This window comes from Bacillus sp. J33, from assembly GCF_000518885.1.
Taxonomy (GTDB): Bacteria; Bacillota; Bacilli; order Bacillales; family Cytobacillaceae; genus Cytobacillus.
Genome location: NZ_JAEL01000005.1, coordinates 85360 through 101590 on the forward strand (window position 1 = coordinate 85360; position 16231 = coordinate 101590).

Consider the following 16231-nt stretch of genomic DNA (forward strand, 5'->3'; position numbering starts at 1 on the left):
CACCCCTCAAACCATTGATATGATTGACTTTTTCGAGGTAACAGATAAGGTAACAGGTAACAGATAACGCCTGTTTTTTATTGAAAATCGTCTAAAATGGTCACGTTTTTACCCATTTTCGTGACCGTTTTTTGCCACAATAGATTTTAAAACCCTTGATACATAAGGATGGAGAAAATAATTTTGACCAAAAATGGTCACGAACCTTTGACCATTTCCCCTTTTTCAGGGTGATTTTGGGTGAGCGCGAAAAAAATTACTCACTTTTAATGAAAATGCGTTTGTTTTTACCATCAACTTTTTGTTGTGTGGAAGTGTAACCAAATAATTGTTTTATTTGTTTACTGAAGCTGATATTGCTAACCGGCTGGAAACCATTATCTGAGCAATACAAACGATATTGGTCATACACATCTTTAACCACTCCACGCTCCAGCTGCACATCTTCATTCTGTACAAAGCTGATAATCGGATTGTTTTCTTCTTGGTACTTCGATAGCTCGTCCTCAACAGCTTTGGATTTCGTAAATTGTTTGTTTTCAAGGAGTCGTTTGAGCGCTTTTAATGCTAAGTTCAAAACATAATGCAATGATTCTTCAGATAACAGCTTATCGGTAATGAAAGGATCATAGTCTTCATCATGAACACTGAATTTAGCTTTAAATGGTACAATCTGCAGGCGTCTTCCTAAACCATCCGAATAATCATTAATTCTTGGCATTTCATTGGCAGAGAAAATTAATTTTGCATAGTTAGTGAAATCAAACGGATCTTTTCCTTTTCGCTCCACATTCAAGGTTTCTCCAGTTGATAATTTCTTAAATACCGAGGATTCCTTGATGTACCCCTTTGAAATATCATCACCAATGTTAACAAGCTTCCCAAATAATTCTGCCGTTTTAAATCGCTGATCAAGCTCTCTCAGGTCCAATGAAGATACGTTTTCTGTGCCGGCCAACCTCCGGATAATTTTCAGATAAGATGATTTTCCGTTGGATCCGTCTCCAGTAAGAATAAATGTTGCTGCAAATTCGTTTCTTCTGAAGAGAATGTAACCCAATATTTCTTCTAAGATGGCACGTACTTTTTTATCATTTACTGCCAACTTGCTGAACGTTTTATCTGTCACTTCATAATAAGCGTCCTTTATATAAGCCACAGGAATCTTATTTCTTGTAATAATCTCAGGTGAAAAGTCCATCAGCTGCCATGTTTCTAAATTAAATACTCCGTTTTTCACAGGAACATATTTTGTGGATGCAAAGTGCTTGTCCTTTGCCTTCAGCTGTAGATATGCCAAAGTTTCTTGACGCTGCATGCGTTTTAGTGATGGAATATGTTTGATCATGGCCTCTTCAATGTCAGCCTGGTTGTCTGAGTAAACACCATCTTTATAAATGTGAAGCAAGTTAGCAATCTTGCAAATATGATGTTCATTTATCAAAAAATCACCGAATTTTTCATGTTGAAAAGAGTTTTTTACAAAAAAGGACTCTTTCATAAAGGCGTCATCACGTAATATTATGTTTAACTCATCTTTACCAACTGGATCCTCTAAGATATAGGTATTAATGATTGAAATCGTTTCTTTAATATCTTTCTTAGCCAATCCTTGCGACTGCATTTTTAAGATATAAGTAAACAATTTATCATTTCGCCCATCTCCAGCTGAAAGCTTGGTCAGGTTTGGATTTTTCTTATGGTAAGGATATAACCAGGCTGGCAGAGGAGCATGATCTTTTACCTTCCGGATCCATTTTCTTGTTTGGCCATTTATTTTTAATGGATCTGCTGTATTTTTGATTCCAAGCTTGTAATCACAGAGAATGCCAATATTGGAATAACACTTTATTTTATTTGCTGTGATATCATATCCCTTAAAATAAAAGTGCATACCTCCGGTTGTCTCCAGGACTGAACATTGAATATTCTTATCCTCCACAATATCCAGAAGTGTTTCCGCATCATCGATATCATCAACATCCACCATGATGAAATCATCTTCCAAAATACCAACAAAGGAATCTTCTTTTCTTGCTGTATTATATGAAAGCAATTTACCACCATCTTTAAATGATGTAGCAGCATGCTTCCCATTCCCCTTTAGATATCCTTTATACAAAATTACTCACCTACTCTCTTTCCCCTCACAAAAAACAAATTGTAAATATCCTGGGCCAACTGTATAATTTTCCTAAAATAGCTAAGGAGATACAAAATATGACAAACCTTGAAATTGGCAATCTATTCTTAAAAACAAGCCTTTATAGTGAATTTGATTTTCCTTCAAATTACCAACATCTTTTTCGCACTATCTTTATTGATAACGAACATCTTCAGTTTGATGCGTTTTGTATTCATTGCCAAAAAGAATCTACATTCAAATTTAGCAATAAGTATATTAACAATGCGTATCAAACTTATCAGGCAGCTGTTGTAAGTAATAATGTTGAAAGGTACTGGAATAAACTTAAAGCTCCTATTCAAATTACCTTTGATTGTCAAAGAAATAAGGCTCATAATTACTCCATAGCCTTTACTTTACATAAGAACAAAATAACCAAATCAGGTCAGTATCCCTCACTGGCTTCCATTGAACAACACGACATTAAAAAGTACCAAAAAGTCCTTGAACGAGACTATAAAGATTTCTCAAAAGGAATTGGTCTAGCATCTCATGGAGTTGGCATTGGATCTTTTGTTTATTTAAGACGCATATTCGAAAATCTAATTGAAGAAGCTCATCTAATTGCAAAAAATAATTCATTTTGGAACGAAGAACTTTATTCTCAAGCCAGAATGAATGAAAAGATCAATCTGCTTAAGGATTATTTACCAGCGATCCTAGTACAATCGAAACAACTATACGGGATTATTAGCAAAGGGATCCATGAACTCGAAGAACAGGAATGTTTAGACATGTTTCCTCATATTAAGTTAGCAATAGAATTAATTCTTGATGAAAAACTTTATGAATTAGAAAAAGAAAAAAAGGTTTCTGAAATAAAAAAGTTTGTTCAGGAAAAACATATGGAATTACAAAATAAGTAAGGAAAACTGGCAAACGCCAGTTTTTTTCTATTCCTTCCCTAAAAACGCATTTATCCGATCTATGGCTAAATCCAAGTACCACCAATAATCAAGTTTCCCCGGAACCTTTGCACCTGTGATATCATCATTGACAATAAAGCAGCATTCCGGAACATACGATATCTTCTCTGATGATCCATTCTTTACTTTCGTTAATTCTTTATCGTTTTTATCTATGCTGGCAAATATGCGGAAAACTTTTTCATGCATCCTCCTGGTGCCATATCTGGCATAATCGTATTTATTGCTGATTTTGACGATCCTTTGAAATTTAATTAGCTGTTTACATCCGAAAATAGTTTCTTCTGGGTCGATGCCTTTAACAAAAAAATTTACTATCGCTTCATTTACAATGGGAAGGTCATTATCCAGGTTATTTAATTTCTTCACATATGAGCCTTTTGATTTGTATTTCCCCTCTGAATCTACCAAGATATAATTATTAACATCCTTCTGAATAACCTTAGTAAACTCTTCAAATTCAAGCTCCATTTTTGTCCTTTGCTCCCACTCATAACAAATGTCATCGATTAAATCATAATCATCATAATGTCTTAATTTGACCAGGACACCATCCGTATTGGACTGGATGATATCGCAGTATGGTTCAAGCTTTTCGATTAGATCAAGAAGCAATGTCATGCCACCGATGCAAACATTATTAGCCATCAGAGGATCGTAGAGGCCATTGTATTTATCTTTCATAGCACCGTATGTACCGTTGATGACAATTTTCAATGGTGCCTGGCGCTTATCTTTAGCAGCTTTATATTTCAACCTGGTATCACGTATCTCCCGGAACTTTTCTGGGTTTTTGACGTTACGGCTTAGATATCCGTATTCGATCATGAGTGCCGGATAATAACTGGCCACATCGATGTTCAAGAAATGACCTGTTCCATAATAATTACTCCTTGCACCGTGCAGGCCTCCCCATGCAAATAAATGGGGAACGCCTGCAACGTCAATTTCGAAGACCTTGCTATAATCTTTGTTTTCCATATAGAAGTTAAGAACTTCCTTATATTTATCAATTTGCAAAGTGTTTGGAAACGAAAAGTCAAACTCATCATTTCTTGGTACCGTCGGCTGCCTTGCTTCCAAAATTACAGCTGCAAGCTGCGCTTTGGTTTTCGAGACATTTCTCATAGGCAGATTGAACATCTTTAAGAGTTCCATTTGAGACTCAAATTCGGTTATGTTCTCCATGAAAATGTGCATCGTTTCATGAACATCGTGGCGGCAATACTTAATGACCTCATCAATTTCTTCTTCAGTTAACTGACGATCAATGGTGAAGTTTACAGAAGATTCACGAATGTCATGTCCCTGGAAACCCTCGAGCTGCTTTAAGGACCTGAGCTTATTGGTCATAACATCGAAATTGAATAGCTGTATTTTCCAGAAGTCTTTATAAAACTTCCAGCCAGGCTCTTTTTTAACGATGATCCATTCATTAATCTCCTGAGGAGAGAACCCGCAAATTATAGCCTTTAAAATGTACTGATCGTAATGCCGGCTATTGTAACCAATCCAAATATTTTTCTTTTGTTGGTTGTAAAACTCGATTAAAGCTTTAGCATTATTTACAAAGACCTTTTCTGATTTTGTATCTGTATCTGTAACAACAACCAGCCAATCATATTTAAATACCTCAAAGTCATAAAAGAGCATGTCTTCACACCTTACTTACAAAGCTAATGTCTAAAACGAATTGACAACCACATGAGCAGCCAAATTTAATTCTATTTTTAGCTCCCCAATACTTTTGTGAATAAACAGCATATCGACATTTAGGGCAAAATGCTTTATACGTCATTGTCCTTCACCTGAAGCACTTGCTCAGCCATCCTTACACAGGATGCAGCTGTTTCAATTAACTCCCGATAGACACCATCAAAGTCATCTTCCTGCATCGCCTGAGCTACTTCCCCGGCCTCTTCCATAATCGTTATAAACCGCATTGGCAGAGGTAACTTTTGAGGATGGATTAAGTCCTGGCGTTCTCTTTCAGAATCAATATCATTTAAAATTCTTTCTCTTACCTCTTTCATTACATCACTTCCTCAAAGCTTGAAATTTCTTCATATTCATCAGCCCACATAAATAGCATTCCAGCGCTGGTTTTAGTTTTCTTATTGCAGTTATCTAAAACTGATTGGTAAGAACGATAATTTTTTCTCCCTGCTTCTCTTGATGATCGATACTCATCTAATACATCAAGTGTTTCAGGGTCAATTTTTACTACAGGTCTTGCTTTCGCTTTATGAGCAGTTTTCTTCCCTAACTCTTTGTTGCTGATATATTCTAAGTTACCGGCAAAATCATCTGTGACAATACCATTTTTATGGTGAAGCACTTCACCAGGCTTTGGATCATCCAGAAAATGATGAGCAACTAAATGGCCAGTTTTCATTTGCTGGTATTTCCCTTTGAACCATACCTTCACCATTAAGTGTTTTCTGTGTAGAAATGGGAGGATGAAGGAAGAATGATTTTTATACACGCGCTGCACCCGACCATAGCTTGAAATGAGGAACTTTCCTTCTGATCCTTCAACTTCCTTCCACACTTCCTGATGATATTTTTCTTTGACGTACCATTCTTTTCTCTTGGCAAGAGTTACTTTTTCATCAACTAAATAACAGTTGATTTTAGCTAATTTCGAACCCTTTGACATCATCGATTTAAGACTTGATTTTGTAACTCCTGCAATATCAAGAACATAATCAAAAGTAGTTTCTGTGAGAATATTTGTCCTGGGATCATATAGATATAGCATCCCTTTTCCTCCTAACAAACTGATCTATCAAAAAGTTTCTATTGTTTTCCAATAGTGCATAATTTACAATGGTCATTGGAGAGTTGCAAAAACATGGATCAAATGGGAGCACCCCAACCATTGCGCAACTTTCTTTTTTTTTGCCTCCTAATCAACTGAACTATCATTTTGTTTCACTAAACCTTCGAATTGTTTAGCAATCATAATGACTAAAAATTTCATTGCCACAAAAATTACACCTAATCCTTACTATTTCTTCGCCTGTGATTTCGATACTTATATCATCTTTCTTAGAAAAAGCATCGTTCTTTTCTTCCTCATATTTGCAGTTTGAACACTTGATATTAAAAGCCATTTCGTCTCTCCTCACTACGCACTTTATGTCAAATGTATATTTACTTAAGCTAATGGAAAATTTATACTTATCGAGCAAGGCCAGCAGCCATAATTCAACCCACTTAAGATTCCGGTCCCTTGCTCGCACTAACTGTTTCAATCTTTCAAAACCCCAACTTTAACCCAATACCGTCTCCAATTATGTTTAATTATTTCCTTACGACGACTGGCCAGAGATTTTCTCAATCGTCTCCTCTGTTTAGTTTTATTGGCCATTAAAACCACCCACTCCCACCACTTGGAACATTTACTTCTCTGTAGGAATCCTCGGAAAGAGCCTTTCTCCTTCTCTGTAATTCACACGCTGCAGCATACCGATCTCTCATTCTCTCGTTCTCATTGGTTGCAATATCATATAGTTGCTGATCTGTAGCCTTAGATAAATCCATATCAGCACACCCTTTGGTTTACTTTTTAAATTTTGTCCCTCTATAAAATCCAAACCAATACATTCCCAAAAAAAGAAAAAATCCTAAAATGTATTCAAACAACACATTTCACACCCTAACTTCGTATATTAAAAGGGAGCCCGGTGAGCTCCCCCTATTCAATTATTCAACTTCAAATATTTCAACGATCTTGAATGTATCGAATCCATCCTTATTCGTGCCTTTTTCAAGCAGATATTCAAATTGCCCATCAATCTCTTCATGAATATCTAGAATCAAATCAGCATAAGCTCCAAACCCAGTGAATTTAACATCATCCTTTTCGCAATCCCAAAGCGCACGCAGCATTTCATTGTTTTGGTGAACCTGAATGCCAAATGCTTTATCGTTTTGCGGCTGCATTACTTTGTTGTAGAAAATACGCTGATTTTCATAATCACCGTCTACAACCTTGAACCAGATTGATAACATTGGATCACCTTTGGATGATTCCTTAAGCTCCATCTTTTCAACTTCAACCTCATACTGCCCATCCGGAAGTGGCTCAAAATCACCGCCGCCATTTTCCTCAACTTCTTTTACATCTTCCGCAAGAGCTTCCAGATCCACCTGCTTGTCAAATTTACCCCAATCAAACTTTTTATCCTCTGCCATTATTGTTCATCCTCCTCATCATCGTTGCCAATTTGTGATCCATCAAAATCTTCTTCCTCATCATGGTTTACAGAAACAGTACCATCAGTGCCAACGCTATATTCAACACCCTCATGCTGTTCTTCTGGCTCTTCTTTTTTAGAAGGTCCATTTTCCATAATTTCACGTGGCGTATCATAGCTAAAAGCCAGGTCAACCAAGAAATAAGTGCCGTATTTATTGTGCTTTTCACTAATTTTAAAAGATGTTAAATAGATATCACCCTTTGCTTCTTCAACAACCTTTTCAGCCTCTTCACGAGTGTCAGCGTAATGCTGCTCCTTTGTATTAAGCTCTTTAACTGCCATTTTCATTACCTCCAAATAGTTTTATTGTTTTATTGTTTTATTAAAATGGCAGGTCATCATCTGAGATATCGATGACCCCACCATTGTCTGAAAACGGGTCATTGATTAACTTTTTTTTTCACGTTCTCTTCTTGATCTACGACTACGAGTTCCCTTTTCATCCCCTTTAGCTTCTGCAGAGTCTTCTTCACCTGGCGGCGTATCATCTTCAGTCGGCTTACGGGAACGGCGCTGGCGTCCAGGCTTTTCTTCATTTATAGGAGCATCTTCCGTTTTGCGTGAGCGTCTTTCACGCTTTGGTTTTTCTTCAGGAACACCGTTAACATCATCTTCTGAATCTGGTGTTGTCATTTCTATTTCTTCTTCATCCGTTTCAATCTTTTTACGGGATGAACGTTCACGCTTAGGCTTTTCGTCACTTTCTTCTTTCTTAGCTCGTCCAGTACGCTTCGCTTTCTCTTTGGTTTTAGATGCTTTGCCTTCCTGGGCAGCTGTTAACTCCTCAATAAATGTTTCCATTTCCAACGGGATGGTATCGACTTCAAAATCAAAACGGCCTCCACCGAATACATTTTGTTTCTTAGCCAACTGCAGGAATCTTTCATCCTCAGAATTCACGAAAGCACGTAATGTTAAATCCACAGTGCCAGTAAGGAAATTGGCGACCTTGTCATTAATATTTGGTTTAAAGGTTGTTCGCTTGGATCCACCCTTCAAAGTGATTTCTTCAACCTTTTCTTTACTGATATAAATCAATTGATAACCAAGAGCTTTCAAACGCTTCATGGCGTTATTAAATTCAGTTGTAACCTTAGACCACCCTTTACCATAAGAACCGTCAGATTCATGCTCCCAGCCGTTCTTATCAAACACATAGACACGGCAGTGTTCGTAAATATCCTCAACCAGATCCAGGGCAACTGCTTCAAAGTCATTCTCTTCCGTTTCAAGTTCTGATAAGGTATCCAAGAAAACATCCCAGGCTAATTTACGATTTGTAACCCTGCCAGTTTTTGTGACAACATCTTTAATTGATACAACTGGAGCAGTGGTGTTATCCGTGTTCCCATCAGTATTGAGGAATAACACGTTATCCACACCATCCACAAATGTGGACTTACCAACATACGAATCTGCGTATATCCAGAAATCTGGCTTCGTATCGATCTTTCTTTCACGACGTTCATTTTTAGGCAATGCCATTAAAATCTCTCCCTTATCATTTTCTATAGCTTCCAAGTAATTGGGCCTGAACCGCGGGTTGCAGCTGAAGCATTTTCCACTGGCATTCTTTTTAGAGTAATCAGTAGTTTTCTCAATTTTGTCCATGCTGTTCTTGAAGTAAATGGACTCCATTTCATTAAATTCAATTGGGACAAACTTTACTTCTGATGCTTCAACTGTTTCAACCAGGCGTTTACGGAAATGGAATAAATCCTCTTTATCTTTTTGCTTTATGCTTGTCTTTGGAACGAATAGATAAGCCAGCTTTTTAACATTGAACCCATCTTGCTCTAGGTAGTCTTTGTAAATATGTAGCTGTCCGGATTCTAAATAGTTCTTGATGTTGTTCGAATACTTGAAATCCATTACCATGCAAGTATCATCAGGTGCCTTTATGATCAGATCCACAAACCCGAGATAACGTTCGTGATCGATTTTGTATTCATGGATAAACTCACAATCTGCGAAACTCTGATTCAAGAAATCCTTTACTTTGGGAATGAGTATTTCTAACTTTATTCCTTCTTCAATAATGGCATCCGTTAAGACTGGAAAAGCATTGTAGTATTCATGAAGAGAAGTCTCCACATCATGCTCAATTCCAGAGTGCAAAGCACGGCCAATTATTAAAGGGGTATCAGCATCTAATTTTGGAATTTCAGTAAGCTGCTGATTATATCTAAGATCAAAGTGATAGGGACAGTCATTGAATAATGAAACCCGGCTGTAACTGTATTGGCTCATAACTTAGCCACTTCCATTAATGCTTCATTGGAGACTTTGATCTGGTCTAGATAGCTTTTCAAGTCTTTAACAGCACCTTTGTTTACCAATAACTCATTACGGGCTATAAACTTTAAAGCGCTATGAATGGTCTTTGAATAACCTTTGAATCGCCATTTCGTGACTGTCTCTTTTTTAATTGGATTGAACACTTCTTCCAACCGTTCAACCACTACATTTAGACCGTCATATTCTTTAATACGGACATTGCCAATTTCGATGAGGATAGCTTTCTCTTTAGTTTCAGTCATCCAAACCACCTCACTTTCCAGGACTCAAAATCTTTAGGCCGAAGCACATAGGCCTCTCCACCTGAGTCTTTTATTTTCCGGATATTGTACAACTGCAATTTACTGGCCGTACCCACATCGGTTTTTAATTCAATGCCATGGAACTTTCCATCGATGCAGGCCAAGATATCAGGAATTCCTTCTTTGGTGTATTGACTCCCGGCCCAATACTTTACATGCCATACTTCTTTATCTTTTAAATACTTGATGACTTTTTTCTGAAATGCAGATTCTCTCATCTGATGTCACCCCAATCAAGCTTGGAGCCACAGCCAGGACAATAATTAAATTCCTCATCCAATTTTGTTTCACATTTTCCACAGAACGGTTCTGACTCATCCCCTGCAGAAAAATAACTTTGATAAGCTTCAGTCCATTGGACTTTTACAGTTTTTACTATTTTTAAAGGCATTTATTTCACCTTGATTGTTAAACTAGCACTACGATTAGTGACTTTAGGATAATCAGCCATGAGCTCTGCATAATGGTCAGGCTCTTCATTTTTCAGCCTGGTCGTATCTAAAGATTTACTTGTACTTGCTGCTGTTCTAGTGATTTTTAGCAAGTCATTATCAATCGACTTGATTCCAAACTCATCCATTGCCTTGCCAAGCTCTTCTTTAAGTTTGGCAGTTTGATCTTTTAATAATTTTTCCTGTTGAATATGCTGTGCAACATTTGCCATCAATAACATGTGTTTGCTTTCAAATGCTTGTAATTCATTACTCATTACTTGTCACACTCCTTCAGAACGATTTTCATATTCACAAGAGAAGGTTCAAGGCACTTAATTTCCCCGTAAACAAGATCAATCTCATGAATACTTTTTAATGTTTTCGGTTCTTCCTCAATGTTGTAATCTCCAGATGCAATACGACCAACTAGACTTTTCACTTCTGAATCCCGCTCATACATATGAACCTGATCCTCAGTAAAATGACCTCTGTTCTGTCTTGTGACAACCAGGTATCTTTTTAACATTAAAGCTCAACTCCTTAACCGGAATACCTGGCAAAAGCAACGCCATTTTCTTTAGCTAATTTTTTACGTTCCCTACGGTTTAAAATCTCACCATAATCTTTTTTGATTGCTGTAGAAACAGCCGATAATCCAAGTTCACCAGGTTGATAGGGTTGTTTGGTACTACGTGGGGCTTTAGCTCTTACACCCTTTTTCATTTCAGCAAAATCACGAGCAATCCCAGCTTGTTTGGCAACCCTAAAAGCTTGCATTTGGTCTATAAATCTTCTTAAAAAACTCATTCCATTTCCTCCTTCTCGAATAAAGCATCTGTATAATCTTTTCGCTCTCTCAGGACTTCGAGCATTCTCCACTCAATGGATCCATCTGTGAGCAGATAATAATAAAAGCATGGTTTCTCCTGGCCAATCCTGTGAATCCGTTTCTTGCTCTGCTCAAACAGCTCGCTCTTATCTGTGAGGGTAAAGTAAACGATCTTGTTTGCTTTCTGCAGGTTAAGACCCATTGCGCCTGCCTGGTACTGAATGAGCGTTACAGAGTTTCCATGCTCCTCATAAGCTGATAAATCTTTTTGATCACCATTGACTGTGCTGATTGGTTTATTGATAAGATCCACTAATGCTGCGTATTCCTTTTTAAAGTTGTAGAATATGATCATTCGATCATTCGTACTATCGATTAAATCTTTTACATACTGCAGTTTGTTTTGGTTGTATGCCCCTGCCAATTGCCGGAGATACAACTTCTTAGCAGCTGGGGTATCACCGATTAATTCTTGCTCACCAATCTCAATGATGTGGTCCTTTGTAAACTGCTTGTATTCTTTGGTGCCTGGTATCTTTACGATTTGGTCATTAACTGCAGGAAGATCAAAGACCTCTTCCGTCTTCATAAAGATGGCACCATATTGCCGAAGCTTTGCTTTCAAGCGTTCCACATTTTTATAACCGGTGATGACAAACTTTTGATTCCGGTCATCCCATTCCTGGACAACAAATTGCTTTAAAAATAGTTTTTTTGTAATCTTCCAACCTAACAAATGCAGTTGTGACCATAATTCTTCATATTTTCCACCTGTAGGTGTTCCAGACAGAAGAATTACATTGTCAGCTGCAAGCTTCAGAATGAATTTACTCCGATTGGAAGATTCATTTTTTATCATGGAGGACTCGTCCATCATTAAAGTAAAATTCCTAAGCTTTAATAATTCCGGCCGCCTCCAGACTTTGTCATAGTTGATGATTAAGACACTTTCTGGAGGAATATCCTCAATGCGCTGCTGATCAAAAACAATAACTTCATAGTCATAAAACTGATGGAAATGATCTTTCCAATCATCGATCTTTGATTTTTGACAGATTACAAGATTGTATGGGGTATTGAGCTCCCACATCTTTTCTGATCCAACGAATGTCTTCCCCAGACCCATGTCCAAGTAATAAGCAACACGGTCTTTTTGATATGTGTCATTCAATGCTCGTTCCTGGTGTGGAAAAAGTTTCATTTACATCACATCGTTTCGTGCTATACTTTCAGTGTGTGTATTTTCTTGTGGCCACTTTGCAGAGTGGTCATTTTTTATACTGCACGATAGCAGCTGACTTGCTGATTGCCAATCAGATATGTTTTTAAATTTCCTTCTAACACCACATCATTTCCAAAAATGAAGTAGACATCATTTGAACAAATTTCATCACCGAATACATCTTCAACTGGATGATTTTCACAAGTTTCCACTATTCTCACCTCCCTTCAAATATGTAAAACCAATTAATCAATAGGGTTATCAAGCATGAATTGAACAGTTACAATTTCGCGCAAGCTTGTGCTGTATTTGATGTTTTCCAACTTTGTGTGCCAATCACCATCAGAAACACTTGATAGTAACTCTTTGCTCAATTTTCATCACCTCCTTTTAGTTGAAAATCTCCCACACGATACAGGTAAACAACCAACCAATGAAGATCCCCAGTGCAAATGAACGGTAATTATTCACCTTAATTTCACCTCCCGGCTACTCAGCCCAACCCTTGGCCTTTCCAACTGCAAAACCAGCGAATAACAATGTGATAAAGACGATTCCAAAGCATCCAATGCCGAACACGTCAGGTACCTCCAAATGCATAAATTTTTTATTCCAATAGATTTCCTTCCGGTATAATAAAATTGGAAGGAGGTGGTAATATGAAACTCATAGAAGTTTTGAATAGTTTGTCGCCTATCAATGCAGAAAAACATGGACTGATAATTGACTTTCCGGATATAATTCAATCTTGTAAACTACTTGGCCAGGACTCGAGTGAAATGATCGAAGTTAAACTCCATGAATTAGAAAAACAAGGGCTAATTAAAGTTGTTTGTATGGATGATCCTGGCTTTGAAAATTTAGTCATTGGTGTCAAATTAACTAAATGGAACGATTCCTTGTGATTTTCCTTACCGGTCATCATAATTAGATTTTTTCTCAGCCTCTGTTAAAGCAGGGGCTGATTTATATTGTTCTCCATGACTTTACGTCGTTATGATTTTAGAACTAAATTCGTTCATCAAGTTTCGCCATGTTGGTAAAAAGATAAGGCTGCTAATCAGCCTTGCTTGCAAGTTCTTAATTTTCTACATAAGTTAGATATGTCCGAAGTTTCCCATCTTCCAGAGAGACCTTTCTCTCGTAATTATTTAAAAAATGTGGGTCCTCAATGGTGTCTCCTTTCTGTTTAAGGACCCAAACTCTTGAATGATTTAAAAGATCAGATAGTCCAACTGGGATAGGGATGCTATGACCCTCTAATTTGATATGAGTGACTTCTAGGTCCTCCATTAATTTCAATTTACTTTCTCCCCTCCACCTTAAGTAGTTGATTCATCACCATTTACTCTACTTAAAGTAGAACCCTGGTTAAAAAAAATACAATCATAACTCATTTCTAAGATATCCGATAGCTTCTTTGCTTCTCTAACAGTAACTTCATCTGGATGCTTCTCCATCTTGCTGTATGTTTGCACATGGACTCCAAGCTTACTGGCTATCTCCCTCTGTGTAAAACCTTTTAGCAACCTAGCCTGTTTCAGTGTGAATCTCACCGTTCTCACCTCGCTTTTCACCTTTCACAATCACATCTTATTCTACTTTTAGTAGATTGTCAACGATAAAATTCTCACGAATTTCTACCTTGAAAATAGGCAACTTAAATAAAAGTAGATTTTTTTCGATATAATGTTGAACATTGTCTACTTTTAGTTTATATTAATCATATAAATAGTGCCGGAGGGAAATAAAGTGAGTATAGGAAAAAATATTAAAAAGTTGAGAGAACTACATAATTTATCACAAAAAGAACTTGCAGAAATCGCAGGAGTATCTGATAAAGCAGTCTCTACTTGGGAGAACGAACTTAAAGAACCTCGTATGGGTACTATTCAGAAAATCGCAGATCATTTCGGAATATTAAAAAGTGATATCATTGAGGACCAAAAAGTAAATAGATTGAATAATGACACTCTCAATGCGGATTCCATTCCAGTTCCTTTATTAGGATCAATAGCTGCTGGAGTTCCATTGGAGATGATTCCAGTAAAAGAAATGGTGAATGTACCAAGAGAAGTTGCAGAAACGTATCCAGAGGCTTTTTTAGTTCAGGTAACGGGAGATAGCATGAATAAAATTGTTCCTTCAGGAGCTCTTGCATTGATTGATCCTACAGAAGAAGTTAAAAATGGTGATATTGCTGCTGTTACAGTCAACGGATATGATGCAACTTTAAAAAGGTTTTATAAATTTCAGGATGGAATTACATTAGAACCTGAAAGTTATAACCCTGAAAACTCTACTCAGTTTTATAGTTCAAAAGAGCAAGAATACAACCCAATCCATATTAAAGGAAAATTAGTTTGGTACATGGCACCTTTAAACATTAAATTTTAATCCAGGTGATATATATGACAAAAGCTGCTATCTATATCCGCGTCAGCACTCAAGACCAGGTTGAAAACTATAGTATAGAAGTACAAAAAGAACGGTTAGAAGCATTTTGCAAAGCGAAAAACTGGGAAATTCATAACATTTATATTGACGGTGGCTACTCTGGAGCATCACTTGACCGTCCTGATCTTCAGCGTTTACTTAAAGACTTAAAGGCCATTGATGCTGTTGTAGTTTATAAATTAGACAGATTATCCAGGTCTCAAAAAGATACACTTGAACTGATTGAGGAACATTTCTTAAAAAACAAAGTTGATTTTGTATCAATAACAGAAACACTTGATACATCTACACCTTTTGGAAAAGCAATGATCGGCATTCTGTCTGTATTTGCTCAATTGGAACGCGAAACCATTGCTGAGCGTATGCGAATGGGGCACATAAAGAGGGCTGAAAATGGACTTAGAGGAATGGGTGGAGATTATGACCCAGCCGGATATTTGCGAAAAGACGGGAATTTAATTATAAACAAGGAAGAAGCAGCGCATATACAAAGAGCTTATGATCTGTATGAGCAATCTCACTCAATAACACAAGTTCAAGAAATGCTTAAATTAGAAGGCTATAAAGTTTGGAGATTTAGACGGTACCGGGACATCCTTTCGAATCCTTTGTACATAGGACTTGTCAGTTTCGCCGGTAACCTATACGAGGGACAACATGAATCAATTATCTCTAAAGACCAATTTGAACGCGTACAGAGGCTCCTGGAAAGGCATAAGGGTAATAACGCCCACAAGGCTAAAGAAAGCTTACTATCTGGATTAATCAAATGTGAGCATTGTGGCGAAAGTTTTGTATCTTATAGTACAGGCATATCGAAGAAGAACCCCAAAAAATATTATTACTACATGTGTAGGGCCAGAAGATTCCCTTCTGAATATGACGAGAAGTGCAACAATCAGAATTGGAGCAGACCAAAATTAGAAGCTCTAGTTATAAATGAACTTAAGAATCTTACCATCGAAAAAAGCCGTTCAAACAAAAAAGATCGTATTGTTAATTATGAAAAACAAATAAAAGACATTAACAAAAAAATTGAACGACTTATTGAACTATACACCACAAATTTGGACATGGATAAAGATATATTAAATAAGCAAATGAATAAATTAAACGAAGAAAAAAAGAAGGTTCTAGAAAAACAAAAAGAGGCAACACCAGCTGCAGAGGAAATTACAGATGATATGCTAAAAGATATCCAAGTTGCTTTTGACGAACTGGACTTCAAAGGTAAACAAATCGTAATTAATAAATTCATTAAAGAAATTAAAATAGATGACAAGAACGTCATAATTGAATGGCGTTTTTAATAG

The 16231-nt window shown here is 37.0% G+C and carries 22 protein-coding genes; 4 read left to right on the forward strand and 18 right to left on the reverse strand.

What is annotated here, in order from left to right:
- Nucleotides 1-256: 256 nt before the first annotated feature.
- Nucleotides 257-2122, reverse strand: a complete 1866-nt coding sequence (locus L634_RS0102190) for a DNA primase family protein (protein WP_026581033.1) — start codon at nt 2120-2122, stop codon at nt 257-259.
- Nucleotides 2123-2220: 98 nt separating this feature from the next.
- Between L634_RS0102190 and L634_RS32160 the strand changes: the two genes are divergently transcribed.
- Nucleotides 2221-3051 carry a hypothetical protein gene (locus L634_RS32160; protein ID WP_051428170.1) on the forward strand — a complete coding sequence of 277 codons (831 nt, stop codon included), beginning with the start codon at nt 2221-2223 and terminating at the stop codon, nt 3049-3051.
- A gap of 27 nt (nt 3052-3078) precedes the next feature.
- On the opposite strand, the gene L634_RS0102200 is transcribed toward L634_RS32160, so the two are convergent.
- The 16 genes from L634_RS0102200 to L634_RS34590 form a co-directional block, all read right to left on the reverse strand.
- Complete coding sequence (locus tag L634_RS0102200) at nt 3079-4764, reverse strand: DNA polymerase (protein WP_026581034.1); 1686 nt, start codon at nt 4762-4764, stop codon at nt 3079-3081.
- A gap of 134 nt (nt 4765-4898) precedes the next feature.
- Complete coding sequence (locus tag L634_RS0102205; RefSeq protein ID WP_026581035.1) at nt 4899-5144, reverse strand: hypothetical protein; 246 nt, start codon at nt 5142-5144, stop codon at nt 4899-4901.
- Nucleotides 5144-5872, reverse strand: coding sequence for an NUMOD4 domain-containing protein (locus L634_RS0102210; RefSeq protein WP_026581036.1), 729 nt, complete (start codon nt 5870-5872; stop codon nt 5144-5146). The genes L634_RS0102205 and L634_RS0102210 overlap by 1 nt, the downstream gene beginning before the upstream one ends.
- A gap of 193 nt (nt 5873-6065) precedes the next feature.
- A complete protein-coding gene (locus L634_RS33215) occupies nt 6066-6227 on the reverse strand; it encodes a hypothetical protein (RefSeq protein ID WP_157452332.1) in 162 nt (53 codons plus the stop codon).
- A 256-nt stretch (nt 6228-6483) separates the two neighbouring features.
- On the reverse strand, nt 6484-6657 hold the full coding sequence (locus tag L634_RS33220) for a hypothetical protein (RefSeq protein WP_157452333.1): 174 nt from the start codon (nt 6655-6657) through the stop codon (nt 6484-6486).
- 162 nt (nt 6658-6819) lie between these two features.
- Nucleotides 6820-7311 carry a DUF669 domain-containing protein gene (locus tag L634_RS0102230; protein WP_026581038.1) on the reverse strand — a complete coding sequence of 164 codons (492 nt, stop codon included), beginning with the start codon at nt 7309-7311 and terminating at the stop codon, nt 6820-6822.
- On the reverse strand, nt 7311-7658 hold the full coding sequence (locus tag L634_RS0102235) for a hypothetical protein (RefSeq protein WP_026581039.1): 348 nt from the start codon (nt 7656-7658) through the stop codon (nt 7311-7313). Before L634_RS0102235 ends, L634_RS0102230 begins: the two co-directional genes overlap by 1 nt.
- Before the next feature lie 105 nt (nt 7659-7763).
- Nucleotides 7764-9626 (reverse strand): AAA family ATPase, encoded by a 1863-nt coding sequence (locus L634_RS0102240; RefSeq protein ID WP_026581040.1) that lies wholly within the window; start codon nt 9624-9626, stop codon nt 7764-7766.
- Nucleotides 9623-9916: a hypothetical protein gene (locus L634_RS0102245; protein WP_026581041.1), complete on the reverse strand. Its 294-nt coding sequence runs from the start codon at nt 9914-9916 to the stop codon at nt 9623-9625. The genes L634_RS0102240 and L634_RS0102245 overlap by 4 nt, the downstream gene beginning before the upstream one ends.
- The gene (locus L634_RS0102250) at nt 9913-10194 is read right to left on the reverse strand and encodes a nuclease (protein ID WP_026581042.1); all 282 of its coding nucleotides are present in this window, start codon (nt 10192-10194) and stop codon (nt 9913-9915) included. Before L634_RS0102250 ends, L634_RS0102245 begins: the two co-directional genes overlap by 4 nt.
- Before the next feature lie 173 nt (nt 10195-10367).
- Nucleotides 10368-10685: a hypothetical protein gene (locus L634_RS0102260; RefSeq protein WP_026581043.1), complete on the reverse strand. Its 318-nt coding sequence runs from the start codon at nt 10683-10685 to the stop codon at nt 10368-10370.
- Nucleotides 10685-10936 (reverse strand): hypothetical protein, encoded by a 252-nt coding sequence (locus L634_RS0102265; RefSeq protein WP_026581044.1) that lies wholly within the window; start codon nt 10934-10936, stop codon nt 10685-10687. The genes L634_RS0102260 and L634_RS0102265 overlap by 1 nt, the downstream gene beginning before the upstream one ends.
- A 14-nt stretch (nt 10937-10950) precedes the next feature.
- Nucleotides 10951-11217 (reverse strand): hypothetical protein, encoded by a 267-nt coding sequence (locus L634_RS0102270; protein WP_026581045.1) that lies wholly within the window; start codon nt 11215-11217, stop codon nt 10951-10953.
- The gene (locus L634_RS0102275) at nt 11214-12440 is read right to left on the reverse strand and encodes an SNF2-related protein (RefSeq protein WP_026581046.1); all 1227 of its coding nucleotides are present in this window, start codon (nt 12438-12440) and stop codon (nt 11214-11216) included. The genes L634_RS0102270 and L634_RS0102275 overlap by 4 nt, the downstream gene beginning before the upstream one ends.
- A gap of 74 nt (nt 12441-12514) precedes the next feature.
- Complete coding sequence (locus L634_RS33225; protein ID WP_157452334.1) at nt 12515-12673, reverse strand: YqaI family protein; 159 nt, start codon at nt 12671-12673, stop codon at nt 12515-12517.
- Between the two features lie 33 nt (nt 12674-12706).
- Nucleotides 12707-12835 carry a hypothetical protein gene (locus L634_RS34590; protein WP_269521414.1) on the reverse strand — a complete coding sequence of 43 codons (129 nt, stop codon included), beginning with the start codon at nt 12833-12835 and terminating at the stop codon, nt 12707-12709.
- A 285-nt stretch (nt 12836-13120) separates the two neighbouring features.
- Between L634_RS34590 and L634_RS0102295 the strand changes: the two genes are divergently transcribed.
- Entirely contained in the window at nt 13121-13366 is a 246-nt protein-coding gene (locus L634_RS0102295; RefSeq protein WP_026581047.1) for a hypothetical protein, read from the forward strand.
- Nucleotides 13367-13783: 417 nt separating this feature from the next.
- Here the strand turns inward: L634_RS0102295 and L634_RS0102305 are convergent, their stop codons facing one another.
- Nucleotides 13784-14026, reverse strand: coding sequence for a helix-turn-helix domain-containing protein (locus tag L634_RS0102305; RefSeq protein WP_232233689.1), 243 nt, complete (start codon nt 14024-14026; stop codon nt 13784-13786).
- Nucleotides 14027-14213: 187 nt separating this feature from the next.
- Between L634_RS0102305 and L634_RS0102310 the strand changes: the two genes are divergently transcribed.
- Both L634_RS0102310 and L634_RS0102315 read left to right on the forward strand, forming a co-directional pair.
- Entirely contained in the window at nt 14214-14858 is a 645-nt protein-coding gene (locus tag L634_RS0102310) for a LexA family protein (protein ID WP_026581050.1), read from the forward strand.
- A 14-nt stretch (nt 14859-14872) separates the two neighbouring features.
- Nucleotides 14873-16228 carry a recombinase family protein gene (locus tag L634_RS0102315; RefSeq protein ID WP_026581051.1) on the forward strand — a complete coding sequence of 452 codons (1356 nt, stop codon included), beginning with the start codon at nt 14873-14875 and terminating at the stop codon, nt 16226-16228.
- The last annotated feature ends 3 nt before the right edge of the window (nt 16229-16231 follow it).

Excerpts from the sequence above, each read along its gene's own strand:
- L634_RS0102240 (WP_026581040.1), bottom strand. The coding sequence starts at position 9,626 with ATGAGCCAATACAGTTACAGCCGGGTTTCATTATTCAATGACTGTCCC.
- L634_RS0102265 (WP_026581044.1), bottom strand. The coding sequence starts at position 10,936 with ATGTTAAAAAGATACCTGGTTGTCACAAGACAGAACAGAGGTCATTTT.
- L634_RS0102230 (WP_026581038.1), bottom strand. The coding sequence starts at position 7,311 with ATGGCAGAGGATAAAAAGTTTGATTGGGGTAAATTTGACAAGCAGGTG.
- L634_RS0102295 (WP_026581047.1), top strand. The coding sequence starts at position 13,121 with ATGAAACTCATAGAAGTTTTGAATAGTTTGTCGCCTATCAATGCAGAA.
- L634_RS0102210 (WP_026581036.1), bottom strand. The coding sequence starts at position 5,872 with ATGCTATATCTATATGATCCCAGGACAAATATTCTCACAGAAACTACT.
- L634_RS0102235 (WP_026581039.1), bottom strand. The coding sequence starts at position 7,658 with ATGGCAGTTAAAGAGCTTAATACAAAGGAGCAGCATTACGCTGACACT.
- L634_RS33215 (WP_157452332.1), bottom strand. The coding sequence starts at position 6,227 with ATGGCTTTTAATATCAAGTGTTCAAACTGCAAATATGAGGAAGAAAAG.
- L634_RS0102260 (WP_026581043.1), bottom strand. The coding sequence starts at position 10,685 with ATGAGTAATGAATTACAAGCATTTGAAAGCAAACACATGTTATTGATG.
- L634_RS32160 (WP_051428170.1), top strand. The coding sequence starts at position 2,221 with ATGACAAACCTTGAAATTGGCAATCTATTCTTAAAAACAAGCCTTTAT.
- L634_RS0102250 (WP_026581042.1), bottom strand. The coding sequence starts at position 10,194 with ATGAGAGAATCTGCATTTCAGAAAAAAGTCATCAAGTATTTAAAAGAT.
- L634_RS0102245 (WP_026581041.1), bottom strand. The coding sequence starts at position 9,916 with ATGACTGAAACTAAAGAGAAAGCTATCCTCATCGAAATTGGCAATGTC.
- L634_RS0102275 (WP_026581046.1), bottom strand. The coding sequence starts at position 12,440 with ATGAAACTTTTTCCACACCAGGAACGAGCATTGAATGACACATATCAA.
- L634_RS0102315 (WP_026581051.1), top strand. The coding sequence starts at position 14,873 with ATGACAAAAGCTGCTATCTATATCCGCGTCAGCACTCAAGACCAGGTT.
- L634_RS0102200 (WP_026581034.1), bottom strand. The coding sequence starts at position 4,764 with ATGCTCTTTTATGACTTTGAGGTATTTAAATATGATTGGCTGGTTGTT.
- L634_RS33220 (WP_157452333.1), bottom strand. The coding sequence starts at position 6,657 with ATGGATTTATCTAAGGCTACAGATCAGCAACTATATGATATTGCAACC.
- L634_RS0102270 (WP_026581045.1), bottom strand. The coding sequence starts at position 11,217 with ATGAGTTTTTTAAGAAGATTTATAGACCAAATGCAAGCTTTTAGGGTT.
- L634_RS0102205 (WP_026581035.1), bottom strand. The coding sequence starts at position 5,144 with ATGAAAGAGGTAAGAGAAAGAATTTTAAATGATATTGATTCTGAAAGA.